The organism is Zhihengliuella salsuginis (assembly GCF_014651715.1).
In the GTDB taxonomy this organism is placed as follows: Bacteria; Actinomycetota; Actinomycetes; order Actinomycetales; family Micrococcaceae; genus Zhihengliuella; species Zhihengliuella salsuginis.
Genome location: NZ_BMXK01000003.1, coordinates 53,612 through 71,480 on the forward strand (window position 1 = coordinate 53,612; position 17,869 = coordinate 71,480).

The following is a 17,869-nucleotide window of genomic DNA, read 5'->3' on the forward strand; positions in this document are numbered from 1 at the left end:
AAACGCGCAATCATGACGCAGAAAACCGCGCTCTACGAAGAACACGACGCCCTCGGTGCCTCGTTCACGGACTTCGGCGGCTGGGACATGCCCCTGAAGTACGCCTCGGAACTGGCCGAGCACCAGGCGGTCCGCGAGGCAGCCGGCCTGTTCGACATCTCGCACATGGGCGAGATCTGGATCGAGGGCCCGGCCGCCGCCGCGTTCCTCAACTACGCCCTCGTCGGCAACCTGGCCGCGGTCAAGGTCGGCAAGGCCAAGTACACGATGATCGTCAACGCCTCCGGCGGCATCATCGACGACCTGATCGTCTACCGCCGCGGCGAGGAGAAGTATCTGGTCGTCGCCAACGCCGGCAACGCGCCGACGGTCGCCGCCGACCTCTCGGAGCGGGCCGCGAACTTCGAGGTCGAGGTGCGGGACGCCTCCGCCGAGACCTCGATGATCGCCCTCCAGGGGCCGGCGGCGGAGGCGATCCTCCTCTCGCAGGTCTCCGGTGATCAGGCCGGCATCGTCACCGAGATGAAGTACTACGCGGCCGACGACGTCGCGGTCGCCGGCATCGACGTGCTGCTCGCGCGCACCGGCTACACGGGCGAGGACGGGTTCGAGCTCTACGTGGGCAACGATGACGCCGTCGCGCTGTGGAAGGCGCTGCTGGAGGCCGGTGCAGGCTCGGGACTCATCCCGGCGGGTCTGGCCGCGCGCGACTCGCTGCGCCTGGAGGCCGGCATGCCGCTCTACGGCAACGAGCTGTCCCTCGAGACCACGCCGTACGACGCCGGCCTCGGCCCCATCGTCTCCCTGAAGAAGGAGGACGACTTCGTCGGGCGCGCCGCGCTCGAGGAGGCCAAGGCGGCCGGGACGAGCCGCAAGCTCGTCGGGCTCAAGGGGCTCGGCCGCCGCGCCGGCCGCTCCGGCTACCCGGTCCTCAAGGACGGCGCCGAGGTCGGCGTCGTCACCTCGGGGCAGCCGTCGCCGACGCTCGGATACCCGGTCGTCATGGGCTACGTCGACACCGAATTCGCCGAGACCGGCACCGCGCTGGACGTCGACCTGCGCGGGAAGCCGCAGCCGTTCGAGGTCGTGTCCCTGCCGTTCTACCGGCGCGAGAAGTAACGTAGAAGCACCCCCGTCGTCTTCAAGCACCACCTACCGAAAAGGAACGCCCATGAGCAAGGTTCTCTCCACCCTCCGCTACTCCGCCGAACACGAGTGGGTCGACGCGGCCTCCCCGACGAAGGTCGGCATCTCCCAGATCGCCGCCGACGCCCTCGGTGACGTCGTCTACGTCGACATGCCCGAGGTCGGCGCCGAACTGACTGCCGGCGAGCCGTGCGGCGAGGTCGAGTCCACCAAGTCGGTCTCCGAGATCTTCTCCCCGGTCACGGGCAAGGTCGTCGAGGTCAACCAGGAGCCCGTCGACAACCCGGCCGTCCTCAACGAGGACCCGTACGGCACCGGCTGGCTGTTCACGGTCGAGGTCTCCGAAGAGGGCCCGCTGCTCTCCGCCGAGGAGTACGCCTCGAGCAACGGCGGGGACGTCGAGTAGGACCCCCGCACCACCGCGGACGGTGCCGCGGACGACCTCCGGCGCCGCACGCACCCCTGTCGACGACGCCGGCGCCACCACCGCCGGCGTCGTCGTGACTTAACGACCCGCACCCCTCTCGTTAGGACCCTCCCCATGGCACTCAGCGTTTTCGACCTCTTCAGCGTCGGGCTCGGCCCGTCGTCGTCCCACACCGTCGGCCCCCTGCGGGCCGCCGCGGGGTTCGCCCGGCACCTGGCCGACACGGACGTGCTCGGCCGGCTCGCCGGCCTGCGCATCGACCTCTACGGGTCGCTCGCCGCGACCGGGCGCGGGCACGGGACGTTCACCGCGATCCTGCTGGGTCTGGAGGGCTACGCCGCGGAGGACGTCCTGCCCGCGGAGGCCGAGGCGCGGATGGCGGCGCACGCGGAGACCGGCCGGATCGACGTCGCCGCACAGCTGGACGGGCCCGCGGTCACCCTGGACTACGGCGTGGCGGACATGGTCCTGCACCCGCTGACCGTGCTGGAGCGCCACACGAACGGCATGCGGTTCATCGCGCTCGACGCCGACGGCGGGCAGCTCGCCGACGAGACCTACTTCTCGATCGGCGGCGGCTTCATCGTGCGCGAGGGTGAGGAGGACGCCGTGGTGCAGGAGATCGAGGAGGACCTGGCGAGCGTCCCGCACCCGTTCCGCACCGCCGTCGAACTCCTGGGCCACTGCCGTGAGCAGGGGGCGAGCATCAGCTCGATCATGCTCGCCAACGAGTCGTCCATGCGCGATGCCGACGAGGTCCGCGCCGGGGTCCTGCACCTGTGGGACGTCATGGAGGCGTCCAAGGACAACGCGCTCGAGCGCACCGGGCTGCTGCCCGGCGGGCTCAGCGTACGACGCCGGGCGCCGGCCTGGCACGCCCGCCTCACCGGGCAGGACCCGGACCGGGACCCCGGCTACTGGCAGGAGTGGGTCAACCTGGTCGCGCTCGCGGTCAACGAGGAGAACGCCTCCGGCGGCCGGGTGGTGACGGCCCCGACGAACGGCGCCGCCGGCATCATCCCCGCGGTGATGTTCTACGCGACGCACTACTCGCCGGCGATCCGCGACGCGGCCGACGAGGAGCTGGAGGCGGTCAAGCGGGACGTGATCGTGCGCTTCCTGCTCACCTCCGCCGCGATCGGCGTGCTCTACAAGGAGCAGGCGTCGATCTCCGGGGCCGAGGTCGGGTGCCAGGGCGAGGTCGGGTCGGCGTCGTCCATGGCGGCCGCGGGGCTGGCCGAGATCCTCGGCGGGACGCCGGAGCAGGTGGAGAACGCGGCGGAGATCGCGATGGAGCACAACCTGGGCCTGACCTGCGATCCCATCGGGGGCCTGGTGCAGGTCCCGTGCATCGAGCGGAACGCGATCGCGGCCGCGAAGGCGATCAATGCGGCGAAGATGGCGCTGATGGGCGACGGCGACCACCGGGTGAGCCTCGACGAGGTCATCGTGACCATGCGCGAGACCGGCAAGGACATGAGCCACAAGTACAAGGAGACGGCGCTCGGGGGCCTGGCGGTCAACGTCGTCGAATGCTGATCCGCCCTAAAGACCTAGTCAAACATGGCCGTTTCCCAGCGCAACCATCCCGAGGTGTGTCAGAATTGAGCTCATGACGGAACCACGCTGGTTGACGCCCGAAGAGCGGGAGGCATGGCTGGCGCTCTGGGCCGTGATGCTGAAGCTCCCCAGTACGCTGGACAGCGAGCTGCACAAGCAGGCCCGGCTGACGATCTTCGACTACAACGTGCTCGCGATGCTCTCCGAGCAGGACGACCGGACGCTCACGATGAGCCAGCTGGCCGGCAAGACCAACGCGTCGCTGTCGCGGCTGAGCCACGTGGTCAAGAAGCTGGAGAACCGCGGCTGGCTCGAACGGAAGCAGTCCCCGGTCGACGCGCGCGTGACGATGGCGATCCTCACCGACGAGGGGATCGCCTCCGTGGAGGCGCTTGCTCCCGAGCACGTCGAGTCGGTGCGCCGGCTGATGTTCGACCAGCTCGACGCCCAGGACGTCTCGGACCTGACCCGCATCGGCCAGAAGGTCGTGCGGGGCCTCGACTCCGACCACTGGATCTTCCACGACCAGGGTGACTGAGCGTACTCCCGGCTCGTTTTGCGCTGGACGCCCCGGCGAACTAGGATAGTAAGGCGTTAAGTCATGCCTGCGCTGTGCGCGGACCTCGTTCGTGCGAGCAGGCATGGTTGCCCGTAAACCGAATAAAGCGACCTGTGGGATAGGGAAACATCGAAAGGTGATCCCGCGGGTTTGCCGAATTCACCGTAAATCGCGCAAGACAGGGCGCTTCGGTTGGATCTCACCCAGCCTGGTTACCTTCAAGCAGTAAAGAACGGTGTCACAACTGGTGGCGGGACGCTTCAACGCAGTATCAGGCACGAGCCGCTTCCGTGGCGCGCGCCTGTTTGAAGAGTACCGCCGTTTGACTACTACTACTGAGGAGTGATCATGGCAGCAGTTTGCCAGGTGACCGGTGCAGTGCCGAACTTCGGCCACAGCATCTCCCACTCGCACCGCCGCACGAAGCGTCGGTTCGACCCGAACATCCAGAAGAAGCGCTACTGGGTTCCGTCCCTGCGCCGCAACGTCACGCTGACGCTGTCGGTCAAGGGCATCAAGACCATCGACGTCCGCGGAATCGACGCCGTGGTGACCGAGCTGCTCGCGAAGGGAGTGAAGCTCTAGTGGCTAAGGACAAGGACGTACGTCCGATTATCAAGATGAAGTCCACCGCTGGGACCGGCTTCACCTACGTGACCCGCAAGAACCGTCGTAACAATCCGGACCGCATGGTCCTGAAGAAGTACGACCCGGTCATCCGCAAGCACGTCGAATTCCGAGAGGAGCGCTAAGACATGGCCAAGAAGTCCAAGATTGCCAAGAACGAGCAGCGCAAGGTCATCGTCGAGCGTTACGCCGCAAAGCGTGCCGAGCTGAAGAAGACCCTGGTTGACCCGACGGCCACCGAGGAAGCCCGCGAAGAGGCACGCCTCGGCCTGCAGAAGCTGCCGCGCAACGCCTCGCCCGTGCGCGTCCGCAACCGCGACGCCATCGACGGCCGCCCGCGCGGTACGTTCCAGAAGTTCGGCATCTCCCGTGTTCGCTTCCGCGACATGGCCCACAAGGGCGAGCTGCCGGGCATCACCAAGTCCTCCTGGTAAGCCGTTCACGCACTTCGGTGCGCGAGCCGCAGCGCTAGCTGCCGGCTGATCCGGAAACGGAAGGCCCCCGCTGATCACAGCGGGGGCCTTCCGTGCGTTGAAGCCGCCGGGCGGCAGGTTGGCCCGGGGCCCCTGCGGCGGCCGGCGGGAACACGGAAGAGCGGTCCACGACTACCAGCCGCGGACCGCTCAACTCTGCCTCTGGGCAGGAACAACCTACCTGCTCAGTTGTCGACTCCGTAGAAATGCTCGATGGTCTGATCGATCGAGGTGCCGTTGGCGTCCTCGATGTTCAGACGCAGTGTCACGAAACCGTTCACCGCGGCCGTGTTGTCCACCAGGACCTTCCACTGCCCATCCTGTTCGACGACCCTCGCCTCGTTCCACTCGAAGTCCTCGACCGGCACGTCGTCGATCGCTTGATGCTTCTCGTAGTCGACCTGAGCGGTCATGGTGGCGATGCCGCCCGGGTCGTAGCCGTTCTGACCCTGCAGGCTGACCGAGACCGGGAACTCCGCCTCGGACGGAGCCCGGTTGAAGCCGTCCACCCCGGCATCCAGCTTCGGCAGTGCGATCGGCAGCGGCACGATCTCGTCGCCGGCAGGGGCCTGCGTGTCGAAGCTGAACGACGTGCGGGTCCGCAGGCTCAGGTCCCAGTAGTTGTCGCGGCGCAGCCGGCGCTGGTCGACGACCGCGGTCACCTGGGAGCTCTCGTGGGCGAGCTGCGCGATGCCCGAGGGAACCGGAAGGTCCTGGAGCAGTCGACCGTTCTCGTAGATCGACAGGTTGCCGACGTCGGCGAGGCCGCCGAGTCCGACGCGGCCGGCCTCGGAGTCCTTCCACTGCGGGAAGCTGAAGCCCACGAGATTGCCTTGTCGCTCGGCGACTCGGCCTGGCTCGCCGGTATCAGTCACAGCCATTCCGGTGTTCGTGGGCAGCTTGAACCAATCCAGAGTCGACCGCGCCCCGGCCTGGTAGCGGCGTACCGGATCGAACCAGATTTCGGGGAACTGGTTGAGCTGTCCCGACTGGGCCAGCTGCTGCCAGGGCAGGTCCGCGGTGTAGTAGGCGGTGCGCTTCATCGGGGCAGTCAGCGGCGACCCGACGGAGGTGAAGAAGGGGCCGGTGTCGGCATCTTCGGGCATGACACGCGTCCAGTCCTGCGCCTTCCAGGGTTCGGCCCCCTGGGCGTACCAGCTTTCCTCGACCGAACCGAGAGCCGAATCGGGGACCTCGTGGCTCTGGTCCTTGGATACCCTGTCCTCTTCGGTGAAAGCTAGGTTGTAGACGTAGGCGCTTGCTTCAGTGGCCTCCGCCGGGTCGAAGGTGCGCAGGAAGCTGCCGAAGCTGAATTCGCCGTTCTTGACCTTGTCTGTGGGGGAGGCGTAGAGCTCGGTCGTCGTCCCCGCGGTGAACGAGTTGGCCAGCCGCCACTTGTCGTCCCAGTTCCTGTCGATACTGAGCGAGCCGGAGCGAATCTCCATCGGGCGGTCGCCGGAGGCCTCGACCGGGACGGCCTGCCTGGCGTCGAGCACCACCGTGGTGTCTTCGGTCAGGCTCATCTCCGGGTCGCCCACGTAGGCGTAGGACCTCGGTCCTTCTTCGCCTGTGGTGCCGATGAACGAGGAGACGACGTAGTCTCCGGCGCGTACCCGCAGGGTGAGATCCTCGCCGGAGAAGTAGTTCACGGTGCGGGCCGGCTGGTGCATGTCGGTGAGGTCGAGATAGCCGTTGACGGCGGGCTCGCCGTTGCGGTCGATGCCCTTGACGGTCACGTTGACGGTCTCCGGTTCCAGCCAGAAGCCGACGGAGGTGGTCGCGCGGGCCTCCTCGTCGCCTGCCTGGGTGGCCAGAATACGTGCGCCGATCTCGCCGTAGGCCTCTTCGCGCAGATTCTTCGCGTCGCCGCTGGCGGTGACCTCCACGCCCGCGCTGCCGTTGGCCGGAACGGTGATCTGTCTGGCACCGAGCTTGATCAGGTGCGCCGGGACCGATCGGCCGTCGGCACCCGCGAGGTCTTCGATCTTCAGGTTCAGCGTGACCGGCTTGTCGGAGGTGTTGGTGTAGGTGACGTCCTCGGTGGAACGCTGGGATTTGCCGTGCGGCCAGTCGAACGTGCCGAGTTCCACGCTGACGTCGCTGGTCAGTTCGGTTGTAATGGCGCCCGGGGCCCACAGCTCACCGGAACCTTGGGCGTAGACGTCGCCTGCGGCGTCGGGCTTGGCGGAGGAGACCAGGGCCGCCTTGAGCTGCTGTGCGGAATAGCCGGGGTGGGCCTGACGCAGCAGTGCTGCGGCTCCCGCCACGTGCGGCGCGGCCATCGAGGTGCCGGACATCTTCACGTAGGCACCACCCTCGGCACCGCCGGCTTTGGCGCCCAGGATATCCACTCCGGGGGCCGCCAGGTCGGGCTTGACGTTGTGTCCGCCCAGGGTTGCTCCGCGGCTGGAGAATGCTGCCGGATCGCCCTCGGCGTCCACTGCTCCCACAGTGAGTATCCCTTCGGCGCAGCCCGGGGCGCTCACCGTTTCGCGAGCGCCGGCGTTGCCGGCCGCCGCGACGAACAGGGTCGTGCCCTGCGCGGAGAGTTCCTCGCCGGCCAAGGACAGCGGATCGGTGCAGTCGGTCGGCTGGGTCGAGCCGAGGCTCATGTTGACTACGTCGGCCTCCTCCTCAACGGCCCATTCCATGCCGGCGATGATCCAGGAGGTCTGGCCTCCGTAGGTGCCGAGTACCTTGCCGATCAGCAACTCTGATTCCGGCGCCATGCCCGTCTTGGAGGCGTCGGAGGCCCCGGACCCGCCGATGGTGGAGGCCACGTGGGTGCCGTGTCCCTGACTGTCGTCGATACCTTCGCCGGTGAAGTCCTTGGCGTCGGTGACCTGGTCGGCCAGGTCCGGGTGATCGGAATCGTAGCCGGTATCCAGCACGGCGACCTTGGTCCCTCGACCGTTGAAGCCCAGGTCCCAGGCATCGGCGGCACCGGCCTGCTCCACGCCGGTGGCGGGATCCAGGGCTATTTCGCTTGGCTCCACGCGCGCATCCAGCCAGACCTTCGTGATGGCGTTGCTGCTGAAGGCCTTGGCGCCCAGCAGCTGTTGGTAGCTCCGGGCCGCGGTTTCCTTGTCCATCGTCAGGGCGGTCGCATCGATGGAATCGAGAGTGGTCACGACGTCGAGCCCGGCGGTACGGGTGAAGGCGGAAGTTGTGCCCTGCATGATCAGCGGCAGCGAATCGGACTCGGCATCCGCATACCCCTGTCGGATCAACCCGGTGACATTGAAGAGCTCGCTGTCCAACTGGCCGGAGGCGATGAGGCCCTGGGCATCAGAGGGGACTACGTAGAGGTCCTCGTTGACGATGCGTGTGAAGTAGTCGCTTCCGCTGGGCACGATGGCCGTTGGGTGGCCCTCGGACGTCGTGCTGACGAGGATCGTGTCGCCGTTGATCAAGGTCACGCCCTGCGGTTCTCCGGCGGCGTCGTGACCGACGATCGTGTCTTCCGGACCCTGCGGGGTGGCCGTCGCTGCGGGCGCGGCCAGACCCAGCAGGCTGGCGCCGAGGGCCAGCGCCGCGACGCCGGCCCCTGATCGTTTGATTCTGGACATGATGACCTTTCGGGAACCAGATGTGGATGTGCGGTTGACACAAATGTGTCAAACATGAGTAGCATCCACAATGGCGGATAAGTGCCATGGCCACTTTCTGTCATCATGTGGGGCAAGGGCCGATGTCGTAAAGGTGCAATGATGCTGAGCGTGCTGGGACTAACCGAATTGCAGGAGCTCGTCTATCGCGAGCTCGTGGCGATGCCCTCTGCCGCGGCGGAGGGGCTCGCCCATGAATTGGGCGTGGGCCTCGGCGACGTGCGCCTGACCCTGGAATCGTTGGAGTCTCTGGGGCTGGTGGCTCGTTCGGTGGCAACCCATGATCATTTCATCGCCTCGCCGCCGGAGCTTGCCCTTGGTTCGCTCATCGTCGAGCGGCAGCAGGACATCCGCAGGGCCGAGCTCGAGCTCCACGCGTTGACCGATCTCTTCCACAAGTCGGCGACCGGACGGGTCAGTCTGGATGTCATCGACGTGGTCCGTGGACCTCAGGCGGTGGCCCAGCATTTCGCGCAGCTTCAGCGCGGGGCCAAGCGGTCGGTATGGGCCATGGTCAAGCCCGATGTGCTGGTTGTGGATTCTGCCGAGAACGTGGACGAAGCGGCCGCGATCGCGCGCGGGGTCGACTACCGTGTGATCATCGAGGCGCAGGCGCTCAACAAGCCGGGATTCGCACATCAGGTGGCTGTCACCGCGGCCTCCGGCGAAGAAATTCGCGCGGTCGAGGTACTGCCCCTGCGCATGGTGATAGCCGACAAGGAGCTTGCCCTGCTCCCGCTCGCGAGCGAATCGTCCAATGGTGATGAAGTCGGTGCGTTGCTGTTGCGGCCCAGCGGACTGCTCGACGCCATGTGCGCGCTCTTCGAGTTGAGCTGGCAGCGGGCTCAGCCGACCTATCTGCCCCCCGAGCGGGTTGCCGAACGTCCCGACCTCGACGATGTGGACCAGCACCTGCTCGTGCTGCTGCGCGCCGGCCTGACCGACAAGGCGATCGCCGGGCAGCTCGGCATGAGCCTGCGCACCGTGCAGCGGAGGCTGCAGCTGCTCATGACCAAGGCGGAAGTCGCCACGCGTTTCCAGCTGGGGGTGGCCGCCGCCAGCAAGGGATGGATCTAGCGGTGCATCCGTTGGCCGCCGCCGGTCGTCAGGCCCAGGGGATCCAGCGGCGCAGGCGGCGGGAACGGCGCTCGGCGCGTTCGCGGTCCGCGAGGTCCTGCTGCCTGCGGCGCTCGGCGTCGGCTGCCGCTGCGGCCGACTCGCGTCGCTGCCGCCACTGCAGGACCTCCTCGTCGACATCGCGCGTCGGCGTCACCACGGGAGGCCCGCCGAGCAGCTGCCGCCGGGCCTCGACGACGCGGTCGTTGAAGTCCCGCAGCGCGTCGCGGACCTGCCCCTCGCTGCCGAGGCGGTCCAGCCGCTCGGCCAGTCCGGCGGACTCCTGCCGCAGGGAGATCGCCGGCGGCCCCAGCCCGCTGATGTTCTCGCGCTCGATCAGCCCCTTGACCCACCAGTCGGGATCGTGTGTGCCGCCCGGGTTCGGGAGGGGTTTGCCCGCGTAGGCGAGGTTGTCGAAATCGCTGCGGGCGACCGCCTGGTCGACGGCGCCCGTCGCCACCTCGCCGACGTCGTCGTTCCGGCGGAACGTCGGATGGATCTCCGGGGCGGTGTGCCCGGGGCCGATGTCGACGCGCGGCGAGTCGTCCTCGAAGCGGCGGGCGGCCGGGGCGTCGTCGAGATCCTGCTGGTCCTGGTACCGGGCCGCGCGCAGCAGTGGGTCGGTGTCCCGCAGCGGCGGCTCGCCGTCCCGGTCCTCGTCGTCGTGCCGTGCCCGCACCGCGCACCTCCTGCACAGGGTGTCTGATGGTGGTCAGTCTAACGCTGCCCGTGGGGGAGAGCGAGGGTCGGTGCGCGCCGGATCCCGGGCGGAGGAGGGGCGACCTGGACCGAACCGGGGCGGTCGTTTCAGGGCGAAAAGGCCCCCGAACCTCCAAAAACCCTTGGAATTCCGCGGAAAATCAAAAAAATCCGGCCGAATCGACGGGATCTGGGCGTGTCAGGGCCCCATGGCTGATAGTTTTCACTCAGAAGTCCCCGCGACCGCGGGGCAACCCGGCCCGCAAGGCCCGGGGGAAGAGCAGTCCAGGAGGACACACATTGGCTATGAACCGTAGTGAGCTTGTTGCAGCTGTCGCCGAGAAGACCGGCAACTCCCAGGTCGCCGTGAACGGCGTGCTGGATTCCGTCTTCGATGTTTTCGTCGAGCAGATCTCCAAGGGCGAGAAGGTTTCGATCCCGGGCTGGATGGCCGTCGAGCGCACCGACCGCGCCGCCCGCACGGGCCGCAACCCGCAGACCGGCGAGGCCATCCAGATCCCGGCCGGCCACTCCGTGAAGCTGACCGCCGGCTCCAAGCTGAAGGCCGCTGTCGCCAAGTAAGGGCCCTGCGCCTGTTTTCTTCCCCACACCGGGAAGCGGAAAGGTCCATTCGGTCGCTCCGGCGACCGGGTGGGCCTTTCTACGTGGCGTAGAATGTGTAAGCCTTCGATCTCGTTAGGACGCCATGATCTCCACGCGGAACACCACCCGTTCCACCGCGCTCGCCGCGCTGTTCGCCGCCCTGCTCCTGGCCGTCGGCGCCGCGACGGCGGTTTCACTCGCCAGTGCTTCCACGGCCCACGCGCACGACCAGCTCATCTCCACCGATCCCGCCGATGGCGCCGCCCTCGAGGCGCCGCCCGAGCAGCTGACGCTGACCTTCAGCGGCGAGATCCAGGACATCGGCACGACCGTCGAACTCGTCGACGCCGAGGGCGCCGAGCACGCGGTCGACCTCGCGGCGGACCGCGGCGATCTCGCGATCACCCCGCAGGCGGCGCTGCCCGCCGGGGACTACACCCTCTCCTGGCGCGTGACCTCAAGCGACGGGCACCCCATCGAGGGCACCGTCGACAACGGCGGGGCGGTCGAGTTCTCGGTCGCCGCCGGCGGGGACGACGCCGCCAGCGCGTCCGAGGCGACCGCCAGCGAAGTGCCGGCCGAGGCCTCGGAATCCGCGCTGAATCCCGACGATCCCGCCACCAGCGGCCCCGTCGAACTCGAACTCGACGACTCGAACGCCTGGGTCGCCCCGCTCGTCATCATCGGCCTGGCCGTCGCCGCGATCGCCGCCGTCGTCGTCGTGATCGCCAAGGTCCGCAACCAGCAGAAGTAGCGGGGACCCGTGAAGCCAACCCAGCTGACCGTCCCGGCGTTCGCCGCCGGGCTCGTCGCCCTCGTGGCCGCCCTCCTGTACACGGGGTCGGCGGCGGCGGGGACACTGGCCGACCCGGGCGCCGTCACCCGCTGGGGCCTGCCGCTGGCGCGCACCATCCACCACACGGCGATGGCCACGAGCGTCGGCGCCCTCGTCTTCGCGGCCGCGATCCTGCCGCGCGGCCTCAAGCCGACCCGCTCCGACGCCGACGCCGGCGGGCACCACCCCGCGTTCGACCGGGCCATGAACGTCGCGGCCGGAGCGGCCACGGTCTGGACGCTCGCCGCGGCCGCCGTCCTCGTCCTCACGTTCTCCGACGTGTCCGGCCTGCCGCTGGCCGGCTCCGAGATGTACACCAGCGGGATGCTCGACTTCATCCTCAACATCGGTACCGGGCAGGCCTGGGCGTGGATGATCGTCATCGCCGCCGTGACCGCCACCTGGGCGTTCGGGGTGCGTTCGCCGGCCGGTATCGGGCTCGGCGCCGTGTTCGCGATGTCCGGCATCCTGCCGCTCTCGCTCATCGGCCACGCCGGCGGGGCCGACGACCACTGGGCCGCCGTGAACGGCATGCTGCTGCACCTGGCGGGCGTGTGCCTGTGGGTGGGCGGCATCGCGGTACTCGCCTGCCTGGCGGGCACGCTCGACAAGCCCGCGCCCGGCCGGACGCCCGGCGCCGGGGAGCAGACGACGCCGGTGCTCACCGGCGTCGTGCTGCGGCGGTTCTCGTGGCTGGCGACGGTCGCGATCCTGCTCGTCGCGGTCTCCGGCGTGGTCAGCGCCTCGCTGCGCATCAGCAGCCTCGCCGACCTGACGACGCCGTACGGCGTGCTGCTGGTCGTCAAGACCGCGCTGACGCTGATCCTGGCGGCCCTGGGCTGGATGCACCGCCAGCTGACGATCCCGCAGCTGCTCGCCGGGAAGCTGTCGGCGGCGAAGGCCGCGTGGCGGATCGTCGGCGTCGAGGCCGCGATCATCGCGGTCGTCATGGCGGTCGCGGCCGTGCTCGGCCGCACCGCCCCGCCCGTGCCGGAGCTCGAGCCCGAGAGCCCGAGCCCCGCCCGCTACCTGACCGGCTACGAGCTGCCGGGCGAGCTCACCGGGCAGGCATGGCTGGACACCTGGCGGATCGACTGGCTGTGGGTGGCGATCATCGCGATCCTCGCGGTGTTCTACGTGATCGGGTTTGTCACGGTGCGCCGCCGCGGCGACAAGTGGCCGGTGATCCGCATGGTCAGCTGGTTCGTCGGCCTGGCCGCCCTGCTCTACATCACCTCCGGTGTGCTGGCCGTCTACGGGATGGTGCTGTTCTCCTCCCACATGATCGCCCACATGGCGCTGACGATGGTCGTCCCGTTCTTCCTGGTCATCGGCGCGCCCGTCACCCTCGCCCTGAAGGCCGTCCCCGCGCGCACCGACGGCACCCGGGGCCCGCGCGAATGGATCCTCGCGATCGTGCACTCGTGGTTCTCGAAGCTGGTCACGCACCCGCTCTTCGCCGCAGCGAACTTCGCCGGGTCGATCGTCATCTTCTACAACACCGACCTCTTCCTCTTCGCGCTGTCCGAGCACGTCGGCCACGAGCTGATGAACGTCCACTTCCTGCTCACGGGCTACATCTTCGCGCTGAACATGATCGGCTCCGACCCGCTGCCGCGCCGCGCGGCCTTCCCGCTGCGGCTCGTGATCCTGCTGGCGACGATGAGCTTCCACGCCTTCTACGGGGTCTCGATCATGAGCAGCGAGTCCCTCATCCAGGCGTCCTGGTTCGGCAACATGGGCCGCGAGTGGGGCATGGACCCGATGGAGGACCAGAAGTTCGGAGCCGGAGCGATGTGGGGGATCGGCGAGGTGCCGACCCTGCTGCTCGCGCTCGGGGTGATGTTCCAGTGGAGCCGGTCCTCCGAGCGCGAGGCCAAGCGCTCGGACCGCAAGGCCGACCGGGACGACGACGCCGAGCTCGCCGCGTACAACGCGATGATCAGCCAGTTGAACGAGCAGGACGAGAAACGAGGCATCCATGGCCGTTGACACCGGCACCACAGCCCGGCCCCGCCGCTTGGCACTTGCCGCCGCGGCCGCCGTCGTCCTGCTGGGCGCGACCGCGTGCGGCGGGCCCGCGGAGATGCCCGACGACGCCGATCATTCCGCCGCGAGCGCCTCGCCTTCCGCCGGCTCGCCGGCACCGGACGACGGCGCGGCCGTGACGATTCCGCGCGTCGGGGTGGCGGCCGGAGTCCTGCAGGCCAGCGGGCTCGGCTTCGACCTCTCCTCCGACGCGACGGCGGAGCAGCTCACGCAACTGCGCGATGATCCGGCCGACCCCATGGCCGGCGTCGTGGTCGCACCGTCGTCGTGCGAGGCACCGCTGGCGCAGATGAACTGGTCGCCGACGCTCGTGGCCGACTCGGCCGACGAGGCGGCCCTGACGCAGTTCCGTGCCGGGGACGTGGCCGCGATCGGCTCGATCGAGGTCGCGAGGATCGACGACCGCGAGCAGCTGGACGCGCACTACGCGACCGTCCGGACCCTGCTCGACGAGTGCTCGTCGGTGACGCTGAACCTGCAGAAGCCCGGGGCCGAAGGGGGAGTGGTCCCCACGAGCGGACCCCTGAAGCACAGCGAGCCGGAGACCGGGTACCCGACCGACTCGGCCGTCTTCTGGTCGCTGCTGCCGAACCTCGAGGACCAGAAGCAGCAGTCCCTCGTCCTGATCAGGGAGGCCGGCGACTATGTCGCCATGGTGTCCTTCAGCGGGCCGGAGAACATCTCCGACCCCGAATTCACGCAGATGGCCGAGTCCATCCTCGAGGTCACGGTGCTCGAGCTCGAGGCGCAGCAGCAGAAGTAGGCTGTTGCCGGACTCACGCCGTCATCGACGTCGGCGCGGGAATCATCGCAGGCGATAATGGGTTATCCCTGCCAGACGTCAGCCGACAAAGAGGAGACCCCCGGTGACCGAGACCAGCACAGAATCCGTCCGTGCGAGCTACAAGGTTCGCGCCTCCGAACTCGTGGGCCGCAACTGGCTGAACACGGGCGGCAAGACGGTCACCCTGGAGGACCTGCGCGGCAAGATCGTCATCCTCGACTTCTGGACCTTCTGCTGCATCAACTGCCTGCACGTCCTCGACGAGCTGCGTCCGCTGGAGGAGAAGTACCAGGACGAGCTCGTGATCGTCGGCGTGCACTCGCCGAAGTTCGAGCACGAGGCCGACCCGGAGGCCCTGGCCGCCGCCGTCGAGCGCTACGAGATCCACCACCCGGTCCTCGACGACCCGGAGCTGACCACGTGGGAGGCCTACTCGGCGCGCGCCTGGCCGACGCTGACCGTCCTCGACCCGGAGGGCTACATCGCCGCGCACCTCTCCGGCGAGGGCCACGCCAACGGTCTGGACGTCCTCATCGGCGAGCTGATCGAGGAGCACGAGGCCAAGGGCACGCTGCACCGCGGCGACGGTCCGTACGTGGCCCCGCCCGCCCGCGAGGGAGACCTGCGCTTCCCGGGCAAGGTCATCGCCCTCGAGAACGGGAACTTCCTCGTCGGCGACTCCGGGCACCACCGCCTGGTCGAGCTCGCACCGGACCTGGTCACCGTCGTCCGCACCATCGGCGAGGGCGTCAAGGGGTACGCCGACGGCGGCCCGGAGACCGCGCGCTTCAACGAACTCCAGGGCCTGACCCTGCTGCCGCCGGCCGTGGCCGCCCAGGCCGGGTACGACGTCGTCGTCGCCGACACGGTCAACCACCGCCTGCGCGGGGTGGAGCTGGAGACCGGCCACGTGACGACCCTCGCCGGCAACGGCGTGCAGCGGCTCCTCGACGCGGAGCGCGCCCGCGGGAACCGGTCCGACGACTGGCAGTGGGACCTCGGATCCGAACCCCTGGACACGTCGCTCTCCTCGCCCTGGGACGTCGCCTGGTCGGAGAAGACGGGGGCGCTCATCGTGGCCATGGCCGGAACGCACCAAATCTTCTCCTTCGACCCGCTCACCGGAGCGGTCGCCGTGTTCGCCGGCACCGGGCTCGAGGGCCTGCAGGACGGCGGGGCAGCCGAGAGCTGGTTCGCCCAGTCGTCGGGGCTCGTGTTCGACGCCGCCGGCGACCTCTGGGTCGCGGACTCGGAGACCTCCGCCGTCCGCCGGATCGTCCTGGACGACGACGGGGCGGCCGCGTCCGTCGAGACCGCGATCGGCGCCGGGCTCTTCGACTTCGGCTTCCGCGACGGCGAGGCCGGCCAGGCCCGCCTCCAGCACCCGCTGGGCGTCACCGTGCTGCCGGACGGCTCCGTGGCGATCGCCGACACCTACAACGGCGCCGTGCGCCGCTACGACCCGGCCGCGAAGACGGTCTCGACCCTGGCCCGCGGCCTGGCCGAGCCGTCCGACGTGCTGCTCGACGGCTCGGTCGAGGGGGACCCCGTCCTGCTCGTCGTGGAGACGAACCAGCACCGGCTCGTGCGCGTGCCGCTGCCGAAGGAGGCGCTCACGGTCGACGAGGGCGCGTCGCAGACGCAGAGACCGAAGACGCCCGTCGCGGCCGGCGCCCACGAGATCGTGGTGCGGTTCTCGGCGCCGAAGGGCCAGAAGCTCGACGACCGGTGGGGCGACCCGACGCAGCTGAAGATCTCCTCCTCGCCGGAGGAGCTGCTGCTGGACGGGGGCGGCACCTCGGTGGGCCTGACCCGCACCCTGGCGCTGAACCCGGACGTCGCCGACGGCGTCCTGCACATCACCGCCCGCGCGGCGGCCTGCGACGGCGAGCCGGGCGGCGAGATCCCCGACCACGCCGCCTGCCACCTCTACCAGCAGGACTGGGGCATCCCGGTGGTGCTCGACGCCGACGGCGACACGGGCCTGACCCTGGACCTGCGCGGGCTCGACTGATCCTCCACCGAATGTGACGCCCACCCTAGTAGTTGCGCGGAGCAACTACTAGGGTGGAAGTCGTTAACCCCGCGTTCACGACAGCAAGGAGCGTGCCACCCGACGTGCCCAACATGTTCAGCGCACTGAAGAGCCCGAACTACCGTCTGTGGGTCGCCGGGGCGCTGATCTCCAACATCGGCACGTGGATGCAGCGGGTCGCCCAGGACTGGCTGGTGCTCACCGAGCTCACCGACAACAGCGGGACCGCCGTCGGCATCACGACGGGCCTGCAGTTCCTCCCCATCCTGTTCCTCGGCGCCTGGGCCGGGCTCGTCGCCGACCGCTACGACAAGCGGAAGCTGTTGATGGTCACGCAGACCGTCATGGGCCTGACCGCCCTCGCTCTCGGCCTGCTCGTCTGGTTCGGCGTCGCCGAGCTGTGGCACGTCTACGTGATCGCCCTGGTCCTCGGCGTCGCCAGCGCCTTCGACGCCCCGGCCCGCCAGGCGTTCGTGTCGGAGGTCGTCGCCAAGCCCGACATCCCCAACGCGGTCGCGCTCAACAGCGCCTCCTTCAACATGGCCCGGCTCGCCGGCCCCGGCATCGCCGGCCTGCTCATCGCCTGGGTGGGCACCGCCCCCGCGTTCATGATCAACGCCGCCAGCTTCGTGGCCGTCCTGTTCGGCATCTGGCGGATGGACGTCTCCGCGCTGCGGCGCGCCGCCCCGGTGCCGCGCGGCAAGCGCCAGATCCGCGAGGGGCTGGCCTACGTCAAGGGGCGCCCGGACCTGGTGGTGATCCTGGTGATGGCGTTCCTCGTCGGGACGTTCGGCTTCAACTTCCAGATCACCAACGCCATGATGGCGACGACCGTCTTCGAGCGCGGTCCCACGGAGTACGGGGTGCTCGGCTCGCTGATCGCCGTCGGGACCCTGTCCGCGGCGATCCTCGCGGCCATCCGGGGCCGCTTCCGGACGCGCTACCTCATCGGCGGCGCGCTCGGCTTCGGCGCCGCCGGCGTCGCGGCGAGCCTGATGCCCTCGTTCTGGTGGTACGCGGCGCTGCTGGTGGTCGTGGGGCTGACATCGGTCACGTTCCTCAACAGCTGCAACACGTCGATCCAGCTCTCGGTGCAGCCGCGCTTCCGCGGCCGCGTCCTGGCCCTGTACATGGCCGTGGTCCAGGGTGGAACGCCGATCGGGGCGCCGCTCATCGGCTGGATCGGCGACGTGCTGGGCCCCCGCTGGGCGGTGGGGCTGGGCGCCGGCGTCGCGCTGCTCGCCGGGCTCTGGGCGCTCTACCTGGTGCTGCGCGGGCGGTTCTCGATCCGCGACGACAACCCGGCGACGGGGTCGGTCCCGGTGGTCAAGCCGGCCTGATCCGTGCC

Annotated in this window: 16 protein-coding genes; 14 read left to right on the forward strand and 2 right to left on the reverse strand. The window is 69.0% G+C overall.

Annotated elements, in window-relative coordinates:
• The first annotated feature begins 12 nt into the window (after nt 1-12).
• The 7 genes from gcvT (at nt 13) to rpsN (ending at nt 4,753) form a co-directional block, all read left to right on the forward strand.
• Nucleotides 13-1,119, forward strand: coding sequence for a glycine cleavage system aminomethyltransferase GcvT (gene gcvT / locus IE069_RS03855; RefSeq protein ID WP_189348809.1), 1,107 nt, complete (start codon nt 13-15; stop codon nt 1,117-1,119).
• Between the two features lie 52 nt (nt 1,120-1,171).
• The gene (gcvH, locus tag IE069_RS03860) at nt 1,172-1,552 is read left to right on the forward strand and encodes a glycine cleavage system protein GcvH (protein ID WP_189348810.1); all 381 of its coding nucleotides are present in this window, start codon (nt 1,172-1,174) and stop codon (nt 1,550-1,552) included.
• 135 nt (nt 1,553-1,687) lie between these two features.
• Nucleotides 1,688-3,112, forward strand: coding sequence for an L-serine ammonia-lyase (locus tag IE069_RS03865; RefSeq protein ID WP_189348811.1), 1,425 nt, complete (start codon nt 1,688-1,690; stop codon nt 3,110-3,112).
• A 73-nt stretch (nt 3,113-3,185) separates the two neighbouring features.
• Nucleotides 3,186-3,671, forward strand: a complete 486-nt coding sequence (locus IE069_RS03870) for a MarR family winged helix-turn-helix transcriptional regulator (RefSeq protein ID WP_189348812.1) — start codon at nt 3,186-3,188, stop codon at nt 3,669-3,671.
• 369 nt (nt 3,672-4,040) lie between these two features.
• Nucleotides 4,041-4,277: a 50S ribosomal protein L28 gene (rpmB, locus tag IE069_RS03875; protein WP_102157952.1), complete on the forward strand. Its 237-nt coding sequence runs from the start codon at nt 4,041-4,043 to the stop codon at nt 4,275-4,277.
• A complete protein-coding gene (gene rpmG / locus IE069_RS03880; protein WP_102157951.1) occupies nt 4,277-4,444 on the forward strand; it encodes a 50S ribosomal protein L33 in 168 nt (55 codons plus the stop codon). Before rpmB ends, rpmG begins: the two co-directional genes overlap by 1 nt.
• A gap of 3 nt (nt 4,445-4,447) precedes the next feature.
• Complete coding sequence (rpsN, locus tag IE069_RS03885) at nt 4,448-4,753, forward strand: 30S ribosomal protein S14 (protein WP_189348813.1); 306 nt, start codon at nt 4,448-4,450, stop codon at nt 4,751-4,753.
• A gap of 224 nt (nt 4,754-4,977) precedes the next feature.
• On the opposite strand, the gene IE069_RS03890 is transcribed toward rpsN, so the two are convergent.
• On the reverse strand, nt 4,978-8,361 hold the full coding sequence (locus IE069_RS03890) for a S8 family serine peptidase (RefSeq protein ID WP_189348814.1): 3,384 nt from the start codon (nt 8,359-8,361) through the stop codon (nt 4,978-4,980).
• A gap of 138 nt (nt 8,362-8,499) precedes the next feature.
• Between IE069_RS03890 and IE069_RS03895 the strand changes: the two genes are divergently transcribed.
• Nucleotides 8,500-9,477 (forward strand): helix-turn-helix domain-containing protein, encoded by a 978-nt coding sequence (locus IE069_RS03895; RefSeq protein ID WP_189348815.1) that lies wholly within the window; start codon nt 8,500-8,502, stop codon nt 9,475-9,477.
• A gap of 28 nt (nt 9,478-9,505) precedes the next feature.
• On the opposite strand, the gene IE069_RS03900 is transcribed toward IE069_RS03895, so the two are convergent.
• Complete coding sequence (locus IE069_RS03900) at nt 9,506-10,195, reverse strand: DnaJ family domain-containing protein (RefSeq protein WP_229790928.1); 690 nt, start codon at nt 10,193-10,195, stop codon at nt 9,506-9,508.
• Between the two features lie 320 nt (nt 10,196-10,515).
• Here IE069_RS03900 and IE069_RS03905 point away from each other — a divergent pair, with 320 nt between their 5' ends.
• The 6 genes from IE069_RS03905 (at nt 10,516) to IE069_RS03930 (ending at nt 17,861) form a co-directional block, all read left to right on the forward strand.
• On the forward strand, nt 10,516-10,797 hold the full coding sequence (locus IE069_RS03905) for an HU family DNA-binding protein (protein WP_308425369.1): 282 nt from the start codon (nt 10,516-10,518) through the stop codon (nt 10,795-10,797).
• Between the two features lie 124 nt (nt 10,798-10,921).
• Nucleotides 10,922-11,572 (forward strand): copper resistance CopC family protein, encoded by a 651-nt coding sequence (locus IE069_RS03910; protein WP_189348817.1) that lies wholly within the window; start codon nt 10,922-10,924, stop codon nt 11,570-11,572.
• A 9-nt stretch (nt 11,573-11,581) separates the two neighbouring features.
• Complete coding sequence (locus IE069_RS03915) at nt 11,582-13,645, forward strand: bifunctional copper resistance protein CopD/cytochrome c oxidase assembly protein (protein WP_229790929.1); 2,064 nt, start codon at nt 11,582-11,584, stop codon at nt 13,643-13,645.
• Nucleotides 13,635-14,465, forward strand: coding sequence for a hypothetical protein (locus IE069_RS03920; RefSeq protein WP_189348818.1), 831 nt, complete (start codon nt 13,635-13,637; stop codon nt 14,463-14,465). The genes IE069_RS03915 and IE069_RS03920 overlap by 11 nt, the downstream gene beginning before the upstream one ends.
• Nucleotides 14,466-14,568: 103 nt before the next feature.
• Nucleotides 14,569-16,500 (forward strand): NHL domain-containing thioredoxin family protein, encoded by a 1,932-nt coding sequence (locus IE069_RS03925; protein WP_189348819.1) that lies wholly within the window; start codon nt 14,569-14,571, stop codon nt 16,498-16,500.
• Nucleotides 16,501-16,613: 113 nt separating this feature from the next.
• The gene (locus tag IE069_RS03930; protein WP_189348989.1) at nt 16,614-17,861 is read left to right on the forward strand and encodes an MFS transporter; all 1,248 of its coding nucleotides are present in this window, start codon (nt 16,614-16,616) and stop codon (nt 17,859-17,861) included.
• Nucleotides 17,862-17,869 lie beyond the last annotated feature (8 nt).